General features: G+C 60.4%; 14 protein-coding genes and 1 pseudogene. 8 read left to right on the top strand and 7 right to left on the bottom strand.

The genetic code is table 11. The features are described 5' to 3' along the window. Positions 1 to 408: 408 nt before the first annotated feature. Positions 409 to 678: a hypothetical protein gene (locus K2Y56_RS16010; RefSeq protein ID WP_292509519.1), complete on the top strand. Its 270-nt coding sequence runs from the start codon at positions 409 to 411 to the stop codon at positions 676 to 678. Between the two features lie 643 nt (positions 679 to 1,321). Here the strand turns inward: K2Y56_RS16010 and K2Y56_RS16005 are convergent. From K2Y56_RS16005 to K2Y56_RS15995, 3 genes and pseudogenes are all read right to left on the bottom strand, one after another. After that, positions 1,322 to 1,452: pseudogene (locus K2Y56_RS16005) on the bottom strand (GMC oxidoreductase); the annotation flags it as partial. Positions 1,453 to 1,694: 242 nt separating this feature from the next. After that, a complete protein-coding gene (locus K2Y56_RS16000; protein WP_292509516.1) occupies positions 1,695 to 2,519 on the bottom strand; it encodes a phytanoyl-CoA dioxygenase family protein in 825 nt (274 codons plus the stop codon). Between the two features lie 302 nt (positions 2,520 to 2,821). Continuing rightward, complete coding sequence (locus K2Y56_RS15995) at positions 2,822 to 3,220, bottom strand: helix-turn-helix domain-containing protein (RefSeq protein ID WP_292509513.1); 399 nt, start codon at positions 3,218 to 3,220, stop codon at positions 2,822 to 2,824. Positions 3,221 to 3,803: 583 nt separating this feature from the next. Between K2Y56_RS15995 and K2Y56_RS15990 the strand changes: the two genes are divergently transcribed. Further along, the gene (locus tag K2Y56_RS15990; RefSeq protein WP_292509510.1) at positions 3,804 to 4,973 is read left to right on the top strand and encodes an alpha/beta hydrolase; all 1,170 of its coding nucleotides are present in this window, start codon (positions 3,804 to 3,806) and stop codon (positions 4,971 to 4,973) included. 135 nt (positions 4,974 to 5,108) lie between these two features. On the opposite strand, the gene K2Y56_RS15985 is transcribed toward K2Y56_RS15990, so the two are convergent. Then, on the bottom strand, positions 5,109 to 5,471 hold the full coding sequence (locus K2Y56_RS15985) for an exopolysaccharide production protein YjbE (protein ID WP_292509508.1): 363 nt from the start codon (positions 5,469 to 5,471) through the stop codon (positions 5,109 to 5,111). 698 nt (positions 5,472 to 6,169) lie between these two features. Then, positions 6,170 to 6,331, bottom strand: coding sequence for a pyrroloquinoline quinone precursor peptide PqqA (gene pqqA, locus K2Y56_RS15980; RefSeq protein WP_292509505.1), 162 nt, complete (start codon positions 6,329 to 6,331; stop codon positions 6,170 to 6,172). A gap of 508 nt (positions 6,332 to 6,839) precedes the next feature. On the opposite strand from pqqA, the gene K2Y56_RS15975 reads away from it, so the two are divergent. Next, positions 6,840 to 7,889 (top strand): 2-dehydropantoate 2-reductase N-terminal domain-containing protein, encoded by a 1,050-nt coding sequence (locus K2Y56_RS15975; protein WP_292509502.1) that lies wholly within the window; start codon positions 6,840 to 6,842, stop codon positions 7,887 to 7,889. Between the two features lie 898 nt (positions 7,890 to 8,787). Here K2Y56_RS15975 and K2Y56_RS15970 read toward each other — a convergent pair. Together K2Y56_RS15970 and K2Y56_RS15965 are read right to left on the bottom strand one after the other, a co-directional pair. Next, positions 8,788 to 9,114: a hypothetical protein gene (locus K2Y56_RS15970; RefSeq protein WP_292509498.1), complete on the bottom strand. Its 327-nt coding sequence runs from the start codon at positions 9,112 to 9,114 to the stop codon at positions 8,788 to 8,790. 451 nt (positions 9,115 to 9,565) lie between these two features. Beyond that, positions 9,566 to 9,712: a hypothetical protein gene (locus tag K2Y56_RS15965; RefSeq protein WP_292509495.1), complete on the bottom strand. Its 147-nt coding sequence runs from the start codon at positions 9,710 to 9,712 to the stop codon at positions 9,566 to 9,568. A gap of 29 nt (positions 9,713 to 9,741) precedes the next feature. Here K2Y56_RS15965 and K2Y56_RS15960 point away from each other — a divergent pair, with 29 nt between their 5' ends. The 5 genes from K2Y56_RS15960 (at position 9,742) to K2Y56_RS15940 (ending at position 14,039) form a co-directional block, all read left to right on the top strand. Continuing rightward, positions 9,742 to 10,179, top strand: a complete 438-nt coding sequence (locus K2Y56_RS15960) for a hypothetical protein (protein WP_292509492.1) — start codon at positions 9,742 to 9,744, stop codon at positions 10,177 to 10,179. 716 nt (positions 10,180 to 10,895) lie between these two features. Next, positions 10,896 to 11,357 carry a hypothetical protein gene (locus tag K2Y56_RS15955; protein ID WP_292509490.1) on the top strand — a complete coding sequence of 154 codons (462 nt, stop codon included), beginning with the start codon at positions 10,896 to 10,898 and terminating at the stop codon, positions 11,355 to 11,357. A gap of 834 nt (positions 11,358 to 12,191) precedes the next feature. Next, on the top strand, positions 12,192 to 12,389 hold the full coding sequence (locus tag K2Y56_RS15950; RefSeq protein ID WP_292509487.1) for a hypothetical protein: 198 nt from the start codon (positions 12,192 to 12,194) through the stop codon (positions 12,387 to 12,389). 96 nt (positions 12,390 to 12,485) lie between these two features. Then, entirely contained in the window at positions 12,486 to 13,283 is a 798-nt protein-coding gene (gene dapB / locus K2Y56_RS15945; RefSeq protein ID WP_292509484.1) for a 4-hydroxy-tetrahydrodipicolinate reductase, read from the top strand. 117 nt (positions 13,284 to 13,400) lie between these two features. After that, positions 13,401 to 14,039 (top strand): 2,3-bisphosphoglycerate-dependent phosphoglycerate mutase, encoded by a 639-nt coding sequence (locus K2Y56_RS15940; protein WP_292509482.1) that lies wholly within the window; start codon positions 13,401 to 13,403, stop codon positions 14,037 to 14,039. Positions 14,040 to 14,042 lie beyond the last annotated feature (3 nt).

Here is a 14,042-nt window from a genome sequence, read left to right as displayed (position 1 = left end):
ATTCCACCTCAGGCCGCCTGACCGATGGCCGCTCCAACTCCACCCCGAATTTCCACCTCATTGACGGACACGACCCGGCGAAGGGCCGGGATGAGCGGCTCGATGAGGCGCATCATGTCCGTCATGTCCGGTCTCCTGGCATGGGCGGAACTCCTCTGCATTTGCGCCCGACGAACCGGAGATGCTCCGGGGCTGGCTACGTTGGCACGGACGCTGCCAATCCCGGATTATTCCAGGATCCCGGCATCTTTTTCGGCATGACTTTGAGACGGACCTTCACAATTGAGCGTCCCGAAACGCCAAGGAAAAGATTTTGCGAGAGATTGGGAATAACCAAAAGAAGCGGGCGTCTGTCCGGTTATCGCTGCCAGACAGTTTCGTTCCTGGCAGTAAATCTGGAGATATGACATGAACTCCCTCAAGAACCTCTCGGGCCTCATCCTGGCTTCTGCGTGCACCCTCGCTGTTCTGACGGGTGCCTCCGAGGCGCGCACCGTTCAGAAGACCGATGTCCGCTCGGTCGTCACCGAGCCCTTCCAGTCTTCGGCAGGCTCAGCGTACTGGCTGGGCGGACCGGACACCGACAGCGGGAACGCCAAGAACCCGGCCCTCCCGGGTTACGCCCAGGCTCGCGGTCAGGAGACAGGTGGGCCAGCCCGCGAACTCATCCCGAACTAACCCTTGATGATGCGAGGACACCTCTCCCGTCCGGGTCCGGTGTCCTCAGCCCCAGACTGCTTGGGCATGCAGCAGGCATGGAATGCGACCCTCACGTCACGCAAGGCTAAGGTCGGGCGTATCTCGCCAAGGAGGCCGTGGAATGCCGTCTCGTTCGGATTGCCCGGGGGCTCTCCAGCCACAAGGTAGTCATCACCTGCCGTTCAACGGCAAACGCAGACATGACGTGCGCCAATTGCAAGAGGACGGCTCGGTCCGACCGCCGGCCTCAAGGAATGCGATGGACCAATACCGCACCCTGACGGCCTGCCTCTGCAGCATGATTTCGCATGATTGAGGTTGATTCGACTGCATTGGATCAGGATAAATCATGCTCTTGGAGATGGTCGGCGTGTGACCACTCGAAGTTTTGCCGACGACCAGCGCGCCTGAGCCGGCAGGACTGCCAAGATATTATGGCACGTTCGGCATGATGCTTGGTACTCGCCTGACGATGCGTGGAATCATTGTTTTTTGCTCAGAGCATCATGCGGGATGGCGGCAAGATCCTGTGCAATCGTGTCACCGATCGAACATTCAATAAACGCCATCCTGCCGACACTGTCATCGCAAACGCCGTCCATCGGCGGGGCGCATGACTACGCTACGATGACAGGCCATGCGCCTGGTGGATCATCTGTGCCGCCCGCTCTCCGATGATGGCGCAGGGCGCCTGAGTATTTCCCGTGGTCACACGCGGCAAGATCGAGGCATCCGCGATACGCAGGCCCTGTCGGCGCTTGCGGCTCTAGCCTCCTCCGAGGTTCGCCTGCGGGCGAACGAGCGGCAATTGCGCGAGGCTCTCCGGAGGGAGGAGCGACATGACTCGACCCGAGGCCGCGATCTTGTTGCGCGGCACGCGGTAAGACCTCACGTTCACCACCGGGCTTAAGGACGCAAGTCTATGGGAAGCCGTGTAAGCGCGCCCCGCATAGGAATCAGTCACACGCCCGATGAGGATCAGTGCGTTCGATAAATCAATGCTCTGCTTCCTGATGCGCGCGCTTCATTATGTGACCATTGCGGGTGATCTTTAAGCGATGGGCTGCCTTGTAGTCCTTCGCGCGCCAATAGTGTGTGACAAGACTGCGCCGGGTTTTGCTCGGATCTTCGATCGGCGAGCCGCCGTGCAAAACTTGACCGTGCCAGATCAGCACGTCGCCGGGCTGGCCATAAAACTTTACGGGTGTGATATCGCGAGACGTTTGCTCGACGTACTGCAGCGCAGGGGCCAACGCGGCGTCGAGCTTGGCGATCTTCCCGTGAGGAAAGATGTAAGGCGGGATCTTGTGGGTGCCGGGATAAAGGAAAACCGGCCCGTTGTCGTCTGAGTTTACGTCCAAGCAGATCGAGGTTGCCACCATCTTGTTCTGGACCGGTGGCGCCATGAACCAGCTGTCATAATGGGCGCTCTGCGTGCTCCCGTAGAGGAAGTTAAGCGAGTTGCAGATCATCGCCTCCCCATCAAGAAGGGCATCCAAGACGTCGGCGAGGCGCTCGTCGAGGTTGCAGCTGCGCACGATGTCGGAGTCTAAAAACAGATCGTTGATCTTGACTGGCCCGTTGAACGCATCGTCCGGCGCGTCCACTAGCTTCATACGCTTCCCGACGTTAGGGCCGGTTAGAATGTCGACGCTGACATTTGGATAGCGTGTCCGGTTCTGGAGTAATCCCGCAACTTCGGCGTTCACGGCAGCGACGGTGTCCGGATCGAAGAAACCTCTCAAGGCAAGGAAGCCGTCCCGGTCCCAATCCGCACGTTGCCCATTGGTAAGCACGGAGCGCTTGAACCATCCTCGCATCGGCTCGTCGTCCTCTCACTGACTTGTCACGCGATCCGATACCGCCTCCCGCACCGACTGGTAAAGCGCACATGCGCAACTTAATAAGCCTCAGCATGTCGCCGAAGGACGGTGCCATGAGCTTCAGCACACGCTTGATTCGAACCGTCGTGCAGCTTCGCTGACTCCGGCCGAAGACGAACGGGACTTGCGAGATTAGGTCAGCGCGAGGTCAGAGACGGGGCGTCAGCCCTTACGCTCCAACTTTCGCGCCATGTCTTCGAAAGCCAACTGGCACAACCAACACCGACGGTTGGCGAGCATCACCCCTTCCCTGCGACAGGCCGAGTTCCGATGCGAGCGGCGATGCAGATCATGGCGAGTACGTCGCCCCGGAGTTGAGCATCCTTGATCGCCGCATAGGCCCCGAGCAGCTCTACGGCGCCGGCCTCAGCGAGTGATTCGAAGACGTCGTCCTCAACCGTGACCTCGGACGCGACCTCGCCGAAGAACGAGAATACCGGCACGTCGAGCGCCTGGGCTGCCTCCTGCAGACGGCTGCCGCTGATGCGGTTCAGTCCCTTCTCATATTTCGCCACCTGCTGGAACGAGACGCCGATCGCAATGCCAAGCATGGCCTGCGACAGGCCCTTGGCCCTGCGCAGCGCCGCGATGCGCTCGCCGACGGCCCGATCGATGTCTGTCACGGACTTGATGCTCATGCGTGCCCCTTCCCGGAGGGGCCAACGTATCGCGCTCGCGGAAAGCGAGTATGCATATGTCTTGGACCATTGGCGCGCTTAAGCTCATGAGCGCCGGGCCCTCAATAGAGTTTGGGGCGCCTATCGCTTGAACCTCCCCCTCAGAGAAGTCGTGACCGCAGTGGGGAAACCTACATTCTGCTCGCAGGTTCGCTGAACCTGAAAAGGACGGTTATCGTGCCGCCGCGACGAGCCGCTCGGGGGCGACGCGCCCTAATCCGGTCGTCGGCGGCTTCCTGGCTAACGGGTCGGCCATCGCTGCTGCCTGTTCCTCACCCGCTTGGCCGGCGGGCAGGGCCGTGGCGCACGATGTTACGGGCTCCCTCGACAAGGCCGCGGCCGTGCATTCGAGATCGGCCGAGGCAGGCACGGTATCGCGAAGACCTTCGATCATCACCCTGTGGGAGGCAATGGGCGATGGGCTGCGCACGCTCGAAAAGGCATTGGCACGCTGAGACCCCCGTCCTGTTAGTGCATGGACATGCCGCAGGTTTAGCGTCGATAGTTCCTCCAGGACGCACCAGACGTCCACGGGAGGCTGGCGATGCTCAGGATGGCGCTGCTTGGGGCTTGTGCCCTGTTCGGGCTCACAGTGACGGCGCAGGCGGAATCAAAACCCTCCACGCCCGATGTGCCCGCCGTCTTCAAGCCCGGCCAGCGCGAGGGATATTTCTTCGTTGGAGGGCAGTACGTGACCGTTGGCGGCAAGGAGATCGCCGCAGGTCACATGTTCGTCCAGTACCATGCCCCGACGGAGGTGAAGCAGCCCTTCCCCGTGGTTATGGTCCATGGGACCGCGCAGACTGGCATCAACTTCCTCGGCACACCCGATGGCCGGCCCGGCTGGGTGAGTCACTTCGTCGAGCGTGGCTTTGCCGTCTACGTCGTCGATCAGGTCGGACGGGGTCGCTCAGGTGACAACCCAGATGTCTATGGCCCCTACGCTCGGCTCGGCGCGCGCGACCTCGAAAGCATCTTCACCGGGCAGGAGAAGTTCGACCTCTTCCCACAAGCCAAACGGCACACGCAGTGGCCCGGTGGTCCCGGCGTGAAGGGCAATGTCGCCTTCGACCAGTTCTACCTCTCGCAGGTGCCCTATATCGCCAGTGCGCTGAAGAGCGAGGAACTGGTCAACCCGGCGCTGATCGCCTTGCTGGAGAAGGTGGGTCCATCGGTTGTTCTCACGCACTCGCAGGCCGGGGTTTTTGGGTGGGCGGTCTCCGATCAGCGGCCCGACCTCGTGAAGGCACACGTCGCTGTCGAGCCGAACGGGCCGACCTTCTACGACATCAAGTTTAAGGGCGGGGCAGAGTGGTACGAGCGCGTTGGTGAAGCTCGAGCCCGGCCCTACGGCATCACCCGCGTGCCGCTGCGCTTTGAGCCTCCGGTCGGATCCCCAGCCGAACTGACGGTCGTGCAGGCCGACCAGCCAACGCGGCCGGATCAGATCCGGTGTTGGTTGCAGGCTGAGCCTGCCCGGCAACTTCCGAACCTTGCGAAGGTGCCGGCGGTCATTGTTACCGGCGAAGCATCATTCCGGGCAACGATGGATGACTGCACCGCTGCCTTTCTGGCTCAAGCTGGGGCGAAGCCGGATCGTCTTGCCCTCGCCGAGCACGGCATCAAAGGCAACGGGCACATGATGATGCTGGAAGCGAACAACAGCGTGGTCGCCGCCGCAATCATCGACTGGATCGTCGCCAAAATGCGCTGAACTCGCGTGTGAGGATGATGTCAGCTTTAGTGCGTCGCTACGGCGTGCCTGTCATCATAGCTCTTTCGCTGACATAAAAATGCCCGTCCGGCATACACCGGACGGGCATCGTAATGATCGCGACGGCTCAGCGGATCAGCAATCGTCACCCTTCTTACCGACTGCTTGGTTCGAGCCGGCATTGTTCATGGCGCCGACCGTCCCGGGCGAAGCAGGTTGCTGGCCACCGGCCAAGTTCTTACTGGCCGGGTCCTCGTTCCCCTTGCTGGCGATGGTAGCGGCTCCTTGCTTTTCGCCGAGGCCCTGATTCGCGCCGACGTTGTTCATCGCACCTACGGTGCCGGGGGATGCAGGCTGTTGCCCTCCTGCGAGATTCTTGCTGCCCGGATCGACTTTGGCGCTCTTGTCGTTGGTGGATGCCGTGTTGCACGGTGCTGCAATCGAAGTTCCGGCTGTCATCGCGAGAATGGCAGCACCGGCGATCATTGAAAGCTTCATAGCGTACTCCTCCATATTTTTTCGTTGGCAGGAGTAATTACAGAAACGGTCTATCGGTTCCGCAACCAGCGTCTGTATAGAGGAAATTCGGCTACCATCCCAAGCTTGACAGTTTAGCGTCTTGAATGCGGTTGAGCGAAACTATTCTTGGTGATGTCGAAACTGGCTGCTTACGAACGCCGTTATCGGTGAACTGGTCGGCTTGCTTCTTAGGCCGACTCAGTGCCGACGGCGCCGATGTTTCCTCCGAAGATGTAGTCGGTGCCGTCGGCGTTCCCGCCCCCACATGTCTTGGGTGCCATCGATGGTCGTTTCGGCTGTCGCCTAGCCGGGTCTGACGCCGCTTGTCATGGAGCAATCATCCAGTAAGCACCGCCACAGTCTTTATCCGGCGCTAGCAGAGCGTGGTTACGTCCTGATGGACTATGGCGATCAAGGACAAGGGGGAGATGGAATTGGAGATCGCGGGAAAGACGTAGCGTATCGGTTTGCTGCACCAACTAAAATTTTGTCGCCATCGGCAAGGTCATGTTGCTGCGAGGGACTTTCCTGCAGCCTCGCAGTATCGCTTCGTGGCTTGGACCAACACCAAGTCGAAGATGATTAACGGCGTTTGCTATTCTTTTAGACAGCAAAAAGCCGCCCTAGGGCGGCTTTTCATGTCAGTGCCGACAAGTCTTTAAGTTTTTTCGCAAGACTTAGTTAAAGGTGTCGATCTCAGCCGAGTCGTAGCTGGTGACTTCCATGCCAACACAAACTTCGAGAACAACCGGTGCAGTCCAAGCTATGATGTCACTCCTTTGATAAATTAAAAAGTGGATCGCAAGAACATGTGGCAGCTGTGCTGCTCGTGAACACACATATGCATAACGACCTATCAGAGTTCAAGTCAGTTCATCACTGAGGCGCTCTTATTTTTCCCTGTAAAGTAAGTGCCGCGTTCCTGGGCAAGACACGCCCCGTTGGATTTTTTCCAAGACGGTCTCGTCTCGGAACAGCCTTCACGTCGCGTGAGACGCCGATCAGAGTTTCTCCTTTCGCGACGTTCGTCAGGACGTATCTGTTGCGGAACGACCCACAAAGGGCAGCGTCACTTATCGTCCACTGTACGGCCGCTGTACTCACGCGCCGCGGCGACCTCAGCGTGTCGTGCCACCATCGGCCCGGTTGAGCCCGCTCCGGGCTCGTTCCGCACGAGGATGGACGCGTCCAGTGTCTTTATCGACCTGCTTTGGCCCGGCCCAAGGTTCATCTTATGATGTGTCCTCGTCCAACAAGCGACTGGATCGAAGCGTTGATGCGTGGTCGAGATGACCGTCGCTCGCCGTCATTCCATCACCTATCGCTGCGCTTCCGGGGAGAGCAAGCATGCAACGCAACATCCTGATCTTGGGAGCCTCGTACGGCTCGCTGCTCTCGACCAAGTTGCTGATGGCGGGTCATAACGTGACCCTCGTCTGCCGAAGGAAGACTGCGGATCTGATCAACCGAGAGGGGACAGCAGTTCGCATTAAGTTGCGGGACGAAGCCGCCCACAGAACCATACGGTCAAGTGAGCTTCCCGGAACTGTAGACGCATCTTCGCCCGAGCATATCGACGTTACGCGATATGACTTGGTCGTTCTCGCCATGCAGGAGCCCCAATACACTAATCACACGATCCGCGTGCTGATGATCAAGGTTGCTGCGGCAAAGCTACCCTGTCTCTCCCTGATGAACATGCCACCTCTCCCGTACCTCAAGCGGATCCCTGCGCTCGCGGCAATGGACTTGGAGGGTGCCTACACCAATGCCAGCGTCTGGGACCGGTTCGAGCCTGGTTTAATGTCGCTCTGCTCGCCCGATCCTCAAGCGTTCCGCCCGCCGGACGAAGGTGCGAACGTGCTGCATGTCGGACTGCCGACGAATTTCAAGGCCGCGCCGTTCGCAGACAAGATCCACAATCAGCTTCTCCGGGATCTGGAATCGGATATCAGTGCTGTTCGGCTCGACGGTCAGGACGTGCCGGTCAAGCTCAAGGTGTCCGAGTCGCTGTTTGTCCCGCTAGCAAAGTGGTCGATGCTGCTGACCGGGAACTATCGCTGCATCAGGCCAGATGAGATTCAGTCAATTCGCGATGCGGTTCACGGCGATCTGGCGCGCTCGCGTGCCATCTACGAGCACGTTGATGCCATTGCTCGGCAACTGGGAGCCGCCCCCGAGGATCAAGTGCCGTTCGAGAAATATGCCAAGGCGGCTGAGAGCCTTCTCAAGCCGTCATCGGCCGCCCGCGCGGTGGCGAACGGCGCCCCCTTCATCGAACGTGTTGACCTGCTGATCAAACTGATCTCGCACCAGCTTGGTGCACCGAACGCCGAGATTGACGAGACGGTCGAGACGGTGGATTGGAGGCTTGATGAGCGAATCGTCGTCAGCTGATCCGGCATGGTCTCAGGTGTACTATTCTGGCGGGTAGGAAACCGCCCGCTATGCGAAAATCGACCCAGGTGCCAACGTGGTCGTCAATTTAGGACAACGACCTCGTACTGCAAATATGCTTATAGCTCAAAGAGGCTTGACGTTCTGTTTCCATCTCTAAACTGTGCCGATTTAGCGCGTGGCTGAATACTTGACGAATGTTGGTTTATGTTCTACTTTGAGGTGCCTGATTTCTGCGGATTGATATTCGACCTCGGCTGACCGCCACCGCATCGCGAGACGTTGAGGGCTAAGCCTGTTCCGAACGGGTTCATGTCACTGCGAATCCCTCTCGGCAGCTGAATCGACATTTGCCAGGGTGATGTCGTTGACAAGTGTCACAACAATCATCGGCATGATCGCTCTATCAATATCTTAAAGGTACTCGTTTTTAATTGATGTTTGTCAGTACTATTCACTACTAATCAAACCAATTAATAAGTAAGAACTGAAAATTTTAACTACCTTCCCTCAGTTTTTCCAGATACCGAGCGGCTGAAGCTAAGGTGGAGCTACTAAGAATTCTGTTGGCTGCCTGCGGGGCTTCGGTCATCCATGAGAGATCTCATGATCCCCTCGCTACCCTGGAACCGTTTTCGACTGCGCGACGTTTTGGCCGCCCCAGACTCCGATTGCTCGATCGAGCGATCCCTATGCGGGATCTTTAGGACGCCTCGGCCAAGCTAAAGCGCGCGCTCTTTATGAGTGCGGGCTATTACCTGCGAGTTATTGTACAGAAGAAAGGCGATGATTGCGCTGAACTCCTGATGAATGCCGCCTTCACCTGAGGTTATTCTAAACTTACGAGCAAGTTATTGGAACGGTTGCTTCCAGGAAGGCGTTCTTGCCTCTGCATTGTTCAAAATGCTTGGAGAAATCGCATGCTGAAGCAATTTCGTATCGCCGCTCTCGCTACCACGTTCGTCGTTGGTGGCGCGGCGCTCGCACTCGCACAGTCCAGCTCCACGGTCGGCACCGGCGGTTCGTCGGCAGGAGGCGGCACGAGCAACTCGACCGTGGGCACGGGCGGCTCCTCGGCAGGCAGCGGGTCGGGATCCAGCTCATCCTCGACGGTTGGCACCGGCGGCTCTTCTGCGGGGGGCGGCACCAGCTCTTCGACGGTCGGCACCGGTGGATCCTCGGCGGGCGGAGGCAGCGGTTCGGGTTCGTCCTCGACGGTCGGCACCGGTGGCTCTTCGGCCGGCGCGGGTAAGAGCGGTTCTTCGGTCGGTACCGGCGGCTCGTCGGCAGGAGCGTCCGACAGCGCTCCGGGTAGGGACAAGAGCGGTCCCGGCAACTCCGAGAACGCGCCGGGGCATAACAAAGACAAGAAGTGAGCCTTTCGCGGCTTAGCTGATCCTCGGGCGCGGTTCTGAAAAGCCGCGCCCAACCCGCTTCCAGAGGAGATGCACCATGCTTCGCCTTGCTCTTCCCCTTATCACTGCGACATTGCTGGCTGCGAGTTGCGCCCTGAGCCAAGCTCAAACGAGCACCGTCACCACCGGCCAAGGTGGGGTTTCAGGCAACACGACCGTCACCACGGGCCCTAACGGGAAGCCCTGCCGGGTCGTTCGCTCGGATGGAGCCAACAACACGGGCACCTTGTCGAGTTCGGTCACGGCCGGACCTGGGGGTGTTCAAAGCTCGACCACAGGCGGCCCCTCCGTCACCGCGAACTCCGGCAACGGACAGTCCAGCAGCTCATCATCGAGTTCAGGCGTGAGTTCGTCGTCGAATGGCACGACGATGACGACCACCAGCAATGGCGATTGCGTCGTCACCATGCCCAAGGACAACAAGTGAGGAGACGACCATGACATCAACAACAATCACGCGCTTGACCCTCGGGGCCTTCCTCCTCTTTGGCCCTGCGGCCGCATTGGCTCAGAGCGGCGGTAGCGCAACAGGTGGCACTGGCGGCTCGGCGGCGGCTGGAGGAACCTCCGCCACGACCTTAGGAACCGGAGGCACTTCCACTGGCGCAAGCGGCACTGGCTCCTCCTTGGCTACCGGCGGCAGTGCGGCGGGGGAGAACGCCAAGAGCCGGTCCAAGGTCAACGAAACGGGTCAGGGTCTGAATGGCCAGTCTAAGGCCATGGCGAATGATCAGGGCATTTTCTCTAAGTCGCAAACCAAGACAAAGGTGCGCGACGGCGAAAGCGTCGAGTCGCGCACGAAGACCATGTCGCATGAGCCAGGCTCGAAGCCGGTGAAGTCGACGACGCGCACAGGCTCGAGCACGAGTCAGTAAGGGGTTTGTATACGCCAGGGCAGAGGAACAGGCAGTAGGTCTGGCCGTCCTTCCGCGGTATGACATATCTTTTGAAGGCCCCGGCGGTGTTGAATCTCCGGGGCCTTCTTCTGCGTATCGCAAGTTTGCTTTGGATCACTGAGCAGGTGGCTTAGTCGTGGGAGCAGGCGTGACGGGCGTGGTTGGAGTTGCCGCAGGCGTCGTCGGCGCTGCCGCGCTCGCTGCCGGCGGGTTTGTCGGATTGGGTACCTCAGCCTTCTTTTCGTCCTTGCAAGCGGCAAGTGCGAGCAGGCCAACGAGCGGCAATAGAGTGCGAATGCGCATGAGCGTTCCTCATCATTGAATGCCTCTGACGGGCGGTGAGTAACGTCAGGCGTGCAAAATTGGTTCAGGCATCATGGTGTGCTGGCTGCATCATTATTGCTTCATCGGTGCAATAAACCTCCCACGTGTGGAGGGTTGATGGTCCTCTCTGACAACGGGTCAGCAGTCAGGCTCTCACTCGTTAAACTCGGCGTCCCGACGGTCGGTCCACAGGGTCACGCTAACGGTCAGCGGCAACAACGAGCGACAATCGACTTTGGAAAACCGCCGTTAACGTGTCGTTAATCAATTTGCTTAACAGTTTGGTAAGGAGCGCCACTCGCCTTCCGTAGGGTCCAGAGGTCAGAACCTCCATGAGTTCAGCCACACAGGTTCGCTGGGAGCGTCCGTCAGTGCAGACATCTGAGCCAATTGACCCCGCCAAAAGCAAAGCCGCGGATGGCAGCATCACCAACGTCCTGCGCTTGATCGGCTCCTTCGATCATCCTGGCGCTGATGGCCCGCCGACGCGGACATCTCCCGATCAGGAATGGGCTGATCTCATCGATCGCATCCGCGACATGGCCAATCATGTTCGCCGGGTCGAGGCCCAGTCTCAAGAACAGGAGTTGCACGTCCAGAACCTGCTTGATCGCGCGCGGGAAGACATCAAGGCGGCCGCCGAACGCGTCCGTGCCACCGACGCACGCGCTGTCGATATACAGGCGCGCAGCGAAGCTCTGCTGAAGGCGGCCGACGAGCGGGTCAAGGCGGCAGAAGAGCGGGCGAGGATCGCCGAAGGATGGCTGGCTTTGATCCGCGAGGCGATTGCCACCGAGTTCACAGGCAAGCAGGACACGAAGCGGGTCGCCTGAACACCGGATTCTTCCAACGTCACGTAAATTCCTGCCATACCGTAGGCGGCGTCTCTCAGCGTTTCGACAGGGAAATGCTTGTTTTCATCTCAGCCAATGGCCTGGGGAGCGATGGTCTCGGCCGAGAAGACCGCCGCCATCTCACGGATGGCAATTGGGTCTTCTGTCGGGCTCAATTCCATGACGGCGGAACCTTTTAGCGATTTGCAACGGGCAGGAATTGCATCGCAGGCCAAGCGGCCCAAGACGAACGCTGCCTTTCCGTCACGAAGTTGGCACGCCTGAACCGGGCACGTCGGAAAGCCAATAGCCTCGTCTACCGACGTAGTCCGATCGACCCCGGCGCCCGATTACCCAGGGCTCTGTCAGCGGAATGTCGCTGTTCGGCGTAGCCCCCGCTTTCACCCCTTAGCCTGCAGACGTCGATGCAATGGTCGATGCTGCGCATACGCGCTCGCCCCACCTGATCCTTCCGGTCCCGAAGTGCACGCAGACACCACGGGTTGCGTCAAACGTACCGCCATACCTGACCGACAAACGGCGCATCGATGTGCATGACCTGTGCAGGGATGCACAGAGCTCGGCTCAGGATCTGGTTCGCGTCAGGTCTCCGGCTTTCCGAGCATCGGTCATCAGAAGGGGCTCCCCGGGTGACGGAAAAAATCGTTTTATCAGGATCCGCAGCATGATCCGAAACGACGCTCTTCTTCGACGCGTCATCAATCTGAACGCTAAACCGGCAAGATCATCAGCGGATATTCAGGTGAGGAAGCGCACATCGGTAATCTACATATTGCGCTCATAAACCGAGCTCTCACTTTGGAGCGTGACTTCATGTCCGACGTTCATGAACAACTGGTCACTGCCCTACGGGCCGTCGTCGCCGAGGATGCTGACGCTCACGCGCACGTCATTCACGCACTCGAAGTGGTCGAGCGCGAGAAGCCGGCGGCTACGATGCGGTCCACCGAGGAAGCACCCGGGCCCTACGCGCCAAATCCCTGGTCGATGTTTGACGGGCAACTGCACTAAAGCGTCGCAACCTCGACGGCTTGCCGTTCCTTCCACCTTGGCATGACGCGCACCAGACTGTACCGGGTTCGCGATCTGTGAAGGAGCAAGCCACCGATGCGGCTCGTGGTTGTCGGCGCCGACGGGCGCATGGGGCGGATGCTGATCCGGGAGGTGGTCGAGGCAGAGGGCTGTACCCTGTCTGGGGCGATCGAAAGGGAAGGGTCGCCGGCTCTGGGTCAGGACGCAGGCACGCTCGCCGGCCTGCCTCCCCTCGGCATCGCGGTCACGGACGACCCCCTGCCGGTCTTCGCCGCGACTGACGGCGTCCTCGACTTCACGGTTCCGGCGGCGACGGCCTTCTTCGCCGAACTCGCCGCCCAGGCCCGCATCGTCCATGTGGTCGGCACCACCGGCATGGGCGAGGCCGATCTCGTCACGCTCGCGGCAGCGGCGCGCCACGCCCGCATCGTGCGCTCGGGCAATATGTCCCTCGGGGTCAACCTCGTGGCGGGTCTCGTCCGCAAGGTGGCTGCGGCCTTGGGTGAAGATTTCGACATCGAGATCGTCGAGATGCATCATCGCATGAAGGTCGATGCGCCCTCGGGAACGGCCCTGCTCCTCGGCGAGGCGGCGGCCGAGGGGCGCGGCGTCGCCCTTTCAGACGTGCGCGTCTCGACCCGCGACGGCCATACCGGCGCGCGCCGGCCCGGCGATATCGGTTTCGCGACGCTGCGCGGCGGCAGCGTCGTCGGCGACCACAGCGTCGTCTTCGCCGGCGCCGGCGAGCGGATCACTCTTAGCCATCATGCCGAGGACCGCGCCGTTTTCGCGCGCGGCGCCGTCCGGGCGGCGCTCTGGGCCTATAATCGCCAGCCCGGGTTCTACGGAATGGCCGACGTGCTCGGCCTCTGATAGGCAATGCTGGTGATAGGATACACCTGTCATTGCGCGTTCAGGCAGGGGCTGGCATGAGCGGCCGCATCGCGGTTTGTGCGCCGCACCATTCACCACCGAGAGGATGAAATCCCGATGGAGCGTCTGCTCGTCCTCGCTCGCCACGGCCAGAGCGAGTGGAACCTCAAGAAGCTGTTCACCGGCTGGCGTGACCCCGAGCTCACCGAGCTCGGGGTCACCGAGGCGCGCCACGCCGGCCGCTGGCTCAAGGCCCAGGGCTTCTCCTTCGACGTCGCCTTCACGTCAAACCTGCGCCGTGCCCAGGACACCTGCTCGCTGATGCTCGAGGAGATGGGACAGGGCGGTCTGGAAACCCAGCGCTCCGACGCGCTCAACGAGCGCGATTACGGCGACCTCTCCGGCCTCAACAAGGACGACGCCCGCGAGCGCTGGGGTGACGAGCAGGTCCGCCAGTGGCGCCGCTCCTACGACGTGCCGCCCCCCGGCGGCGAAAGCCTCAAGGACACCGCCGCGCGGGTGCTGCCCTACTACATCCAGTTCATCCTGCCCCGGGTGATGAACGGCGAGCGGGTGCTGGTCGCCGCCCACGGCAATTCCCTGCGTGCCCTCGTGATGGTGCTCGACGGCATGACGACGAAGACCATCGCCAGCCTCGAGATCGCCACCGGCATCCCGCTGGTCTACCACCTCAAAGCCGACACCACGGTGGAGACCAAGTCGGTGCTGGAGCGCGACATCGACCAGGATCACTGACCG

The sequence above is a fragment of the Methylobacterium sp. genome (genome assembly GCF_019745455.1).
Taxonomy (GTDB): domain Bacteria; phylum Pseudomonadota; class Alphaproteobacteria; order Rhizobiales; family Beijerinckiaceae; genus Methylobacterium.
The sequence above is the reverse complement of the archived record's forward strand: the minus strand, read 5'-3'. Positions and strand labels throughout refer to the sequence as shown.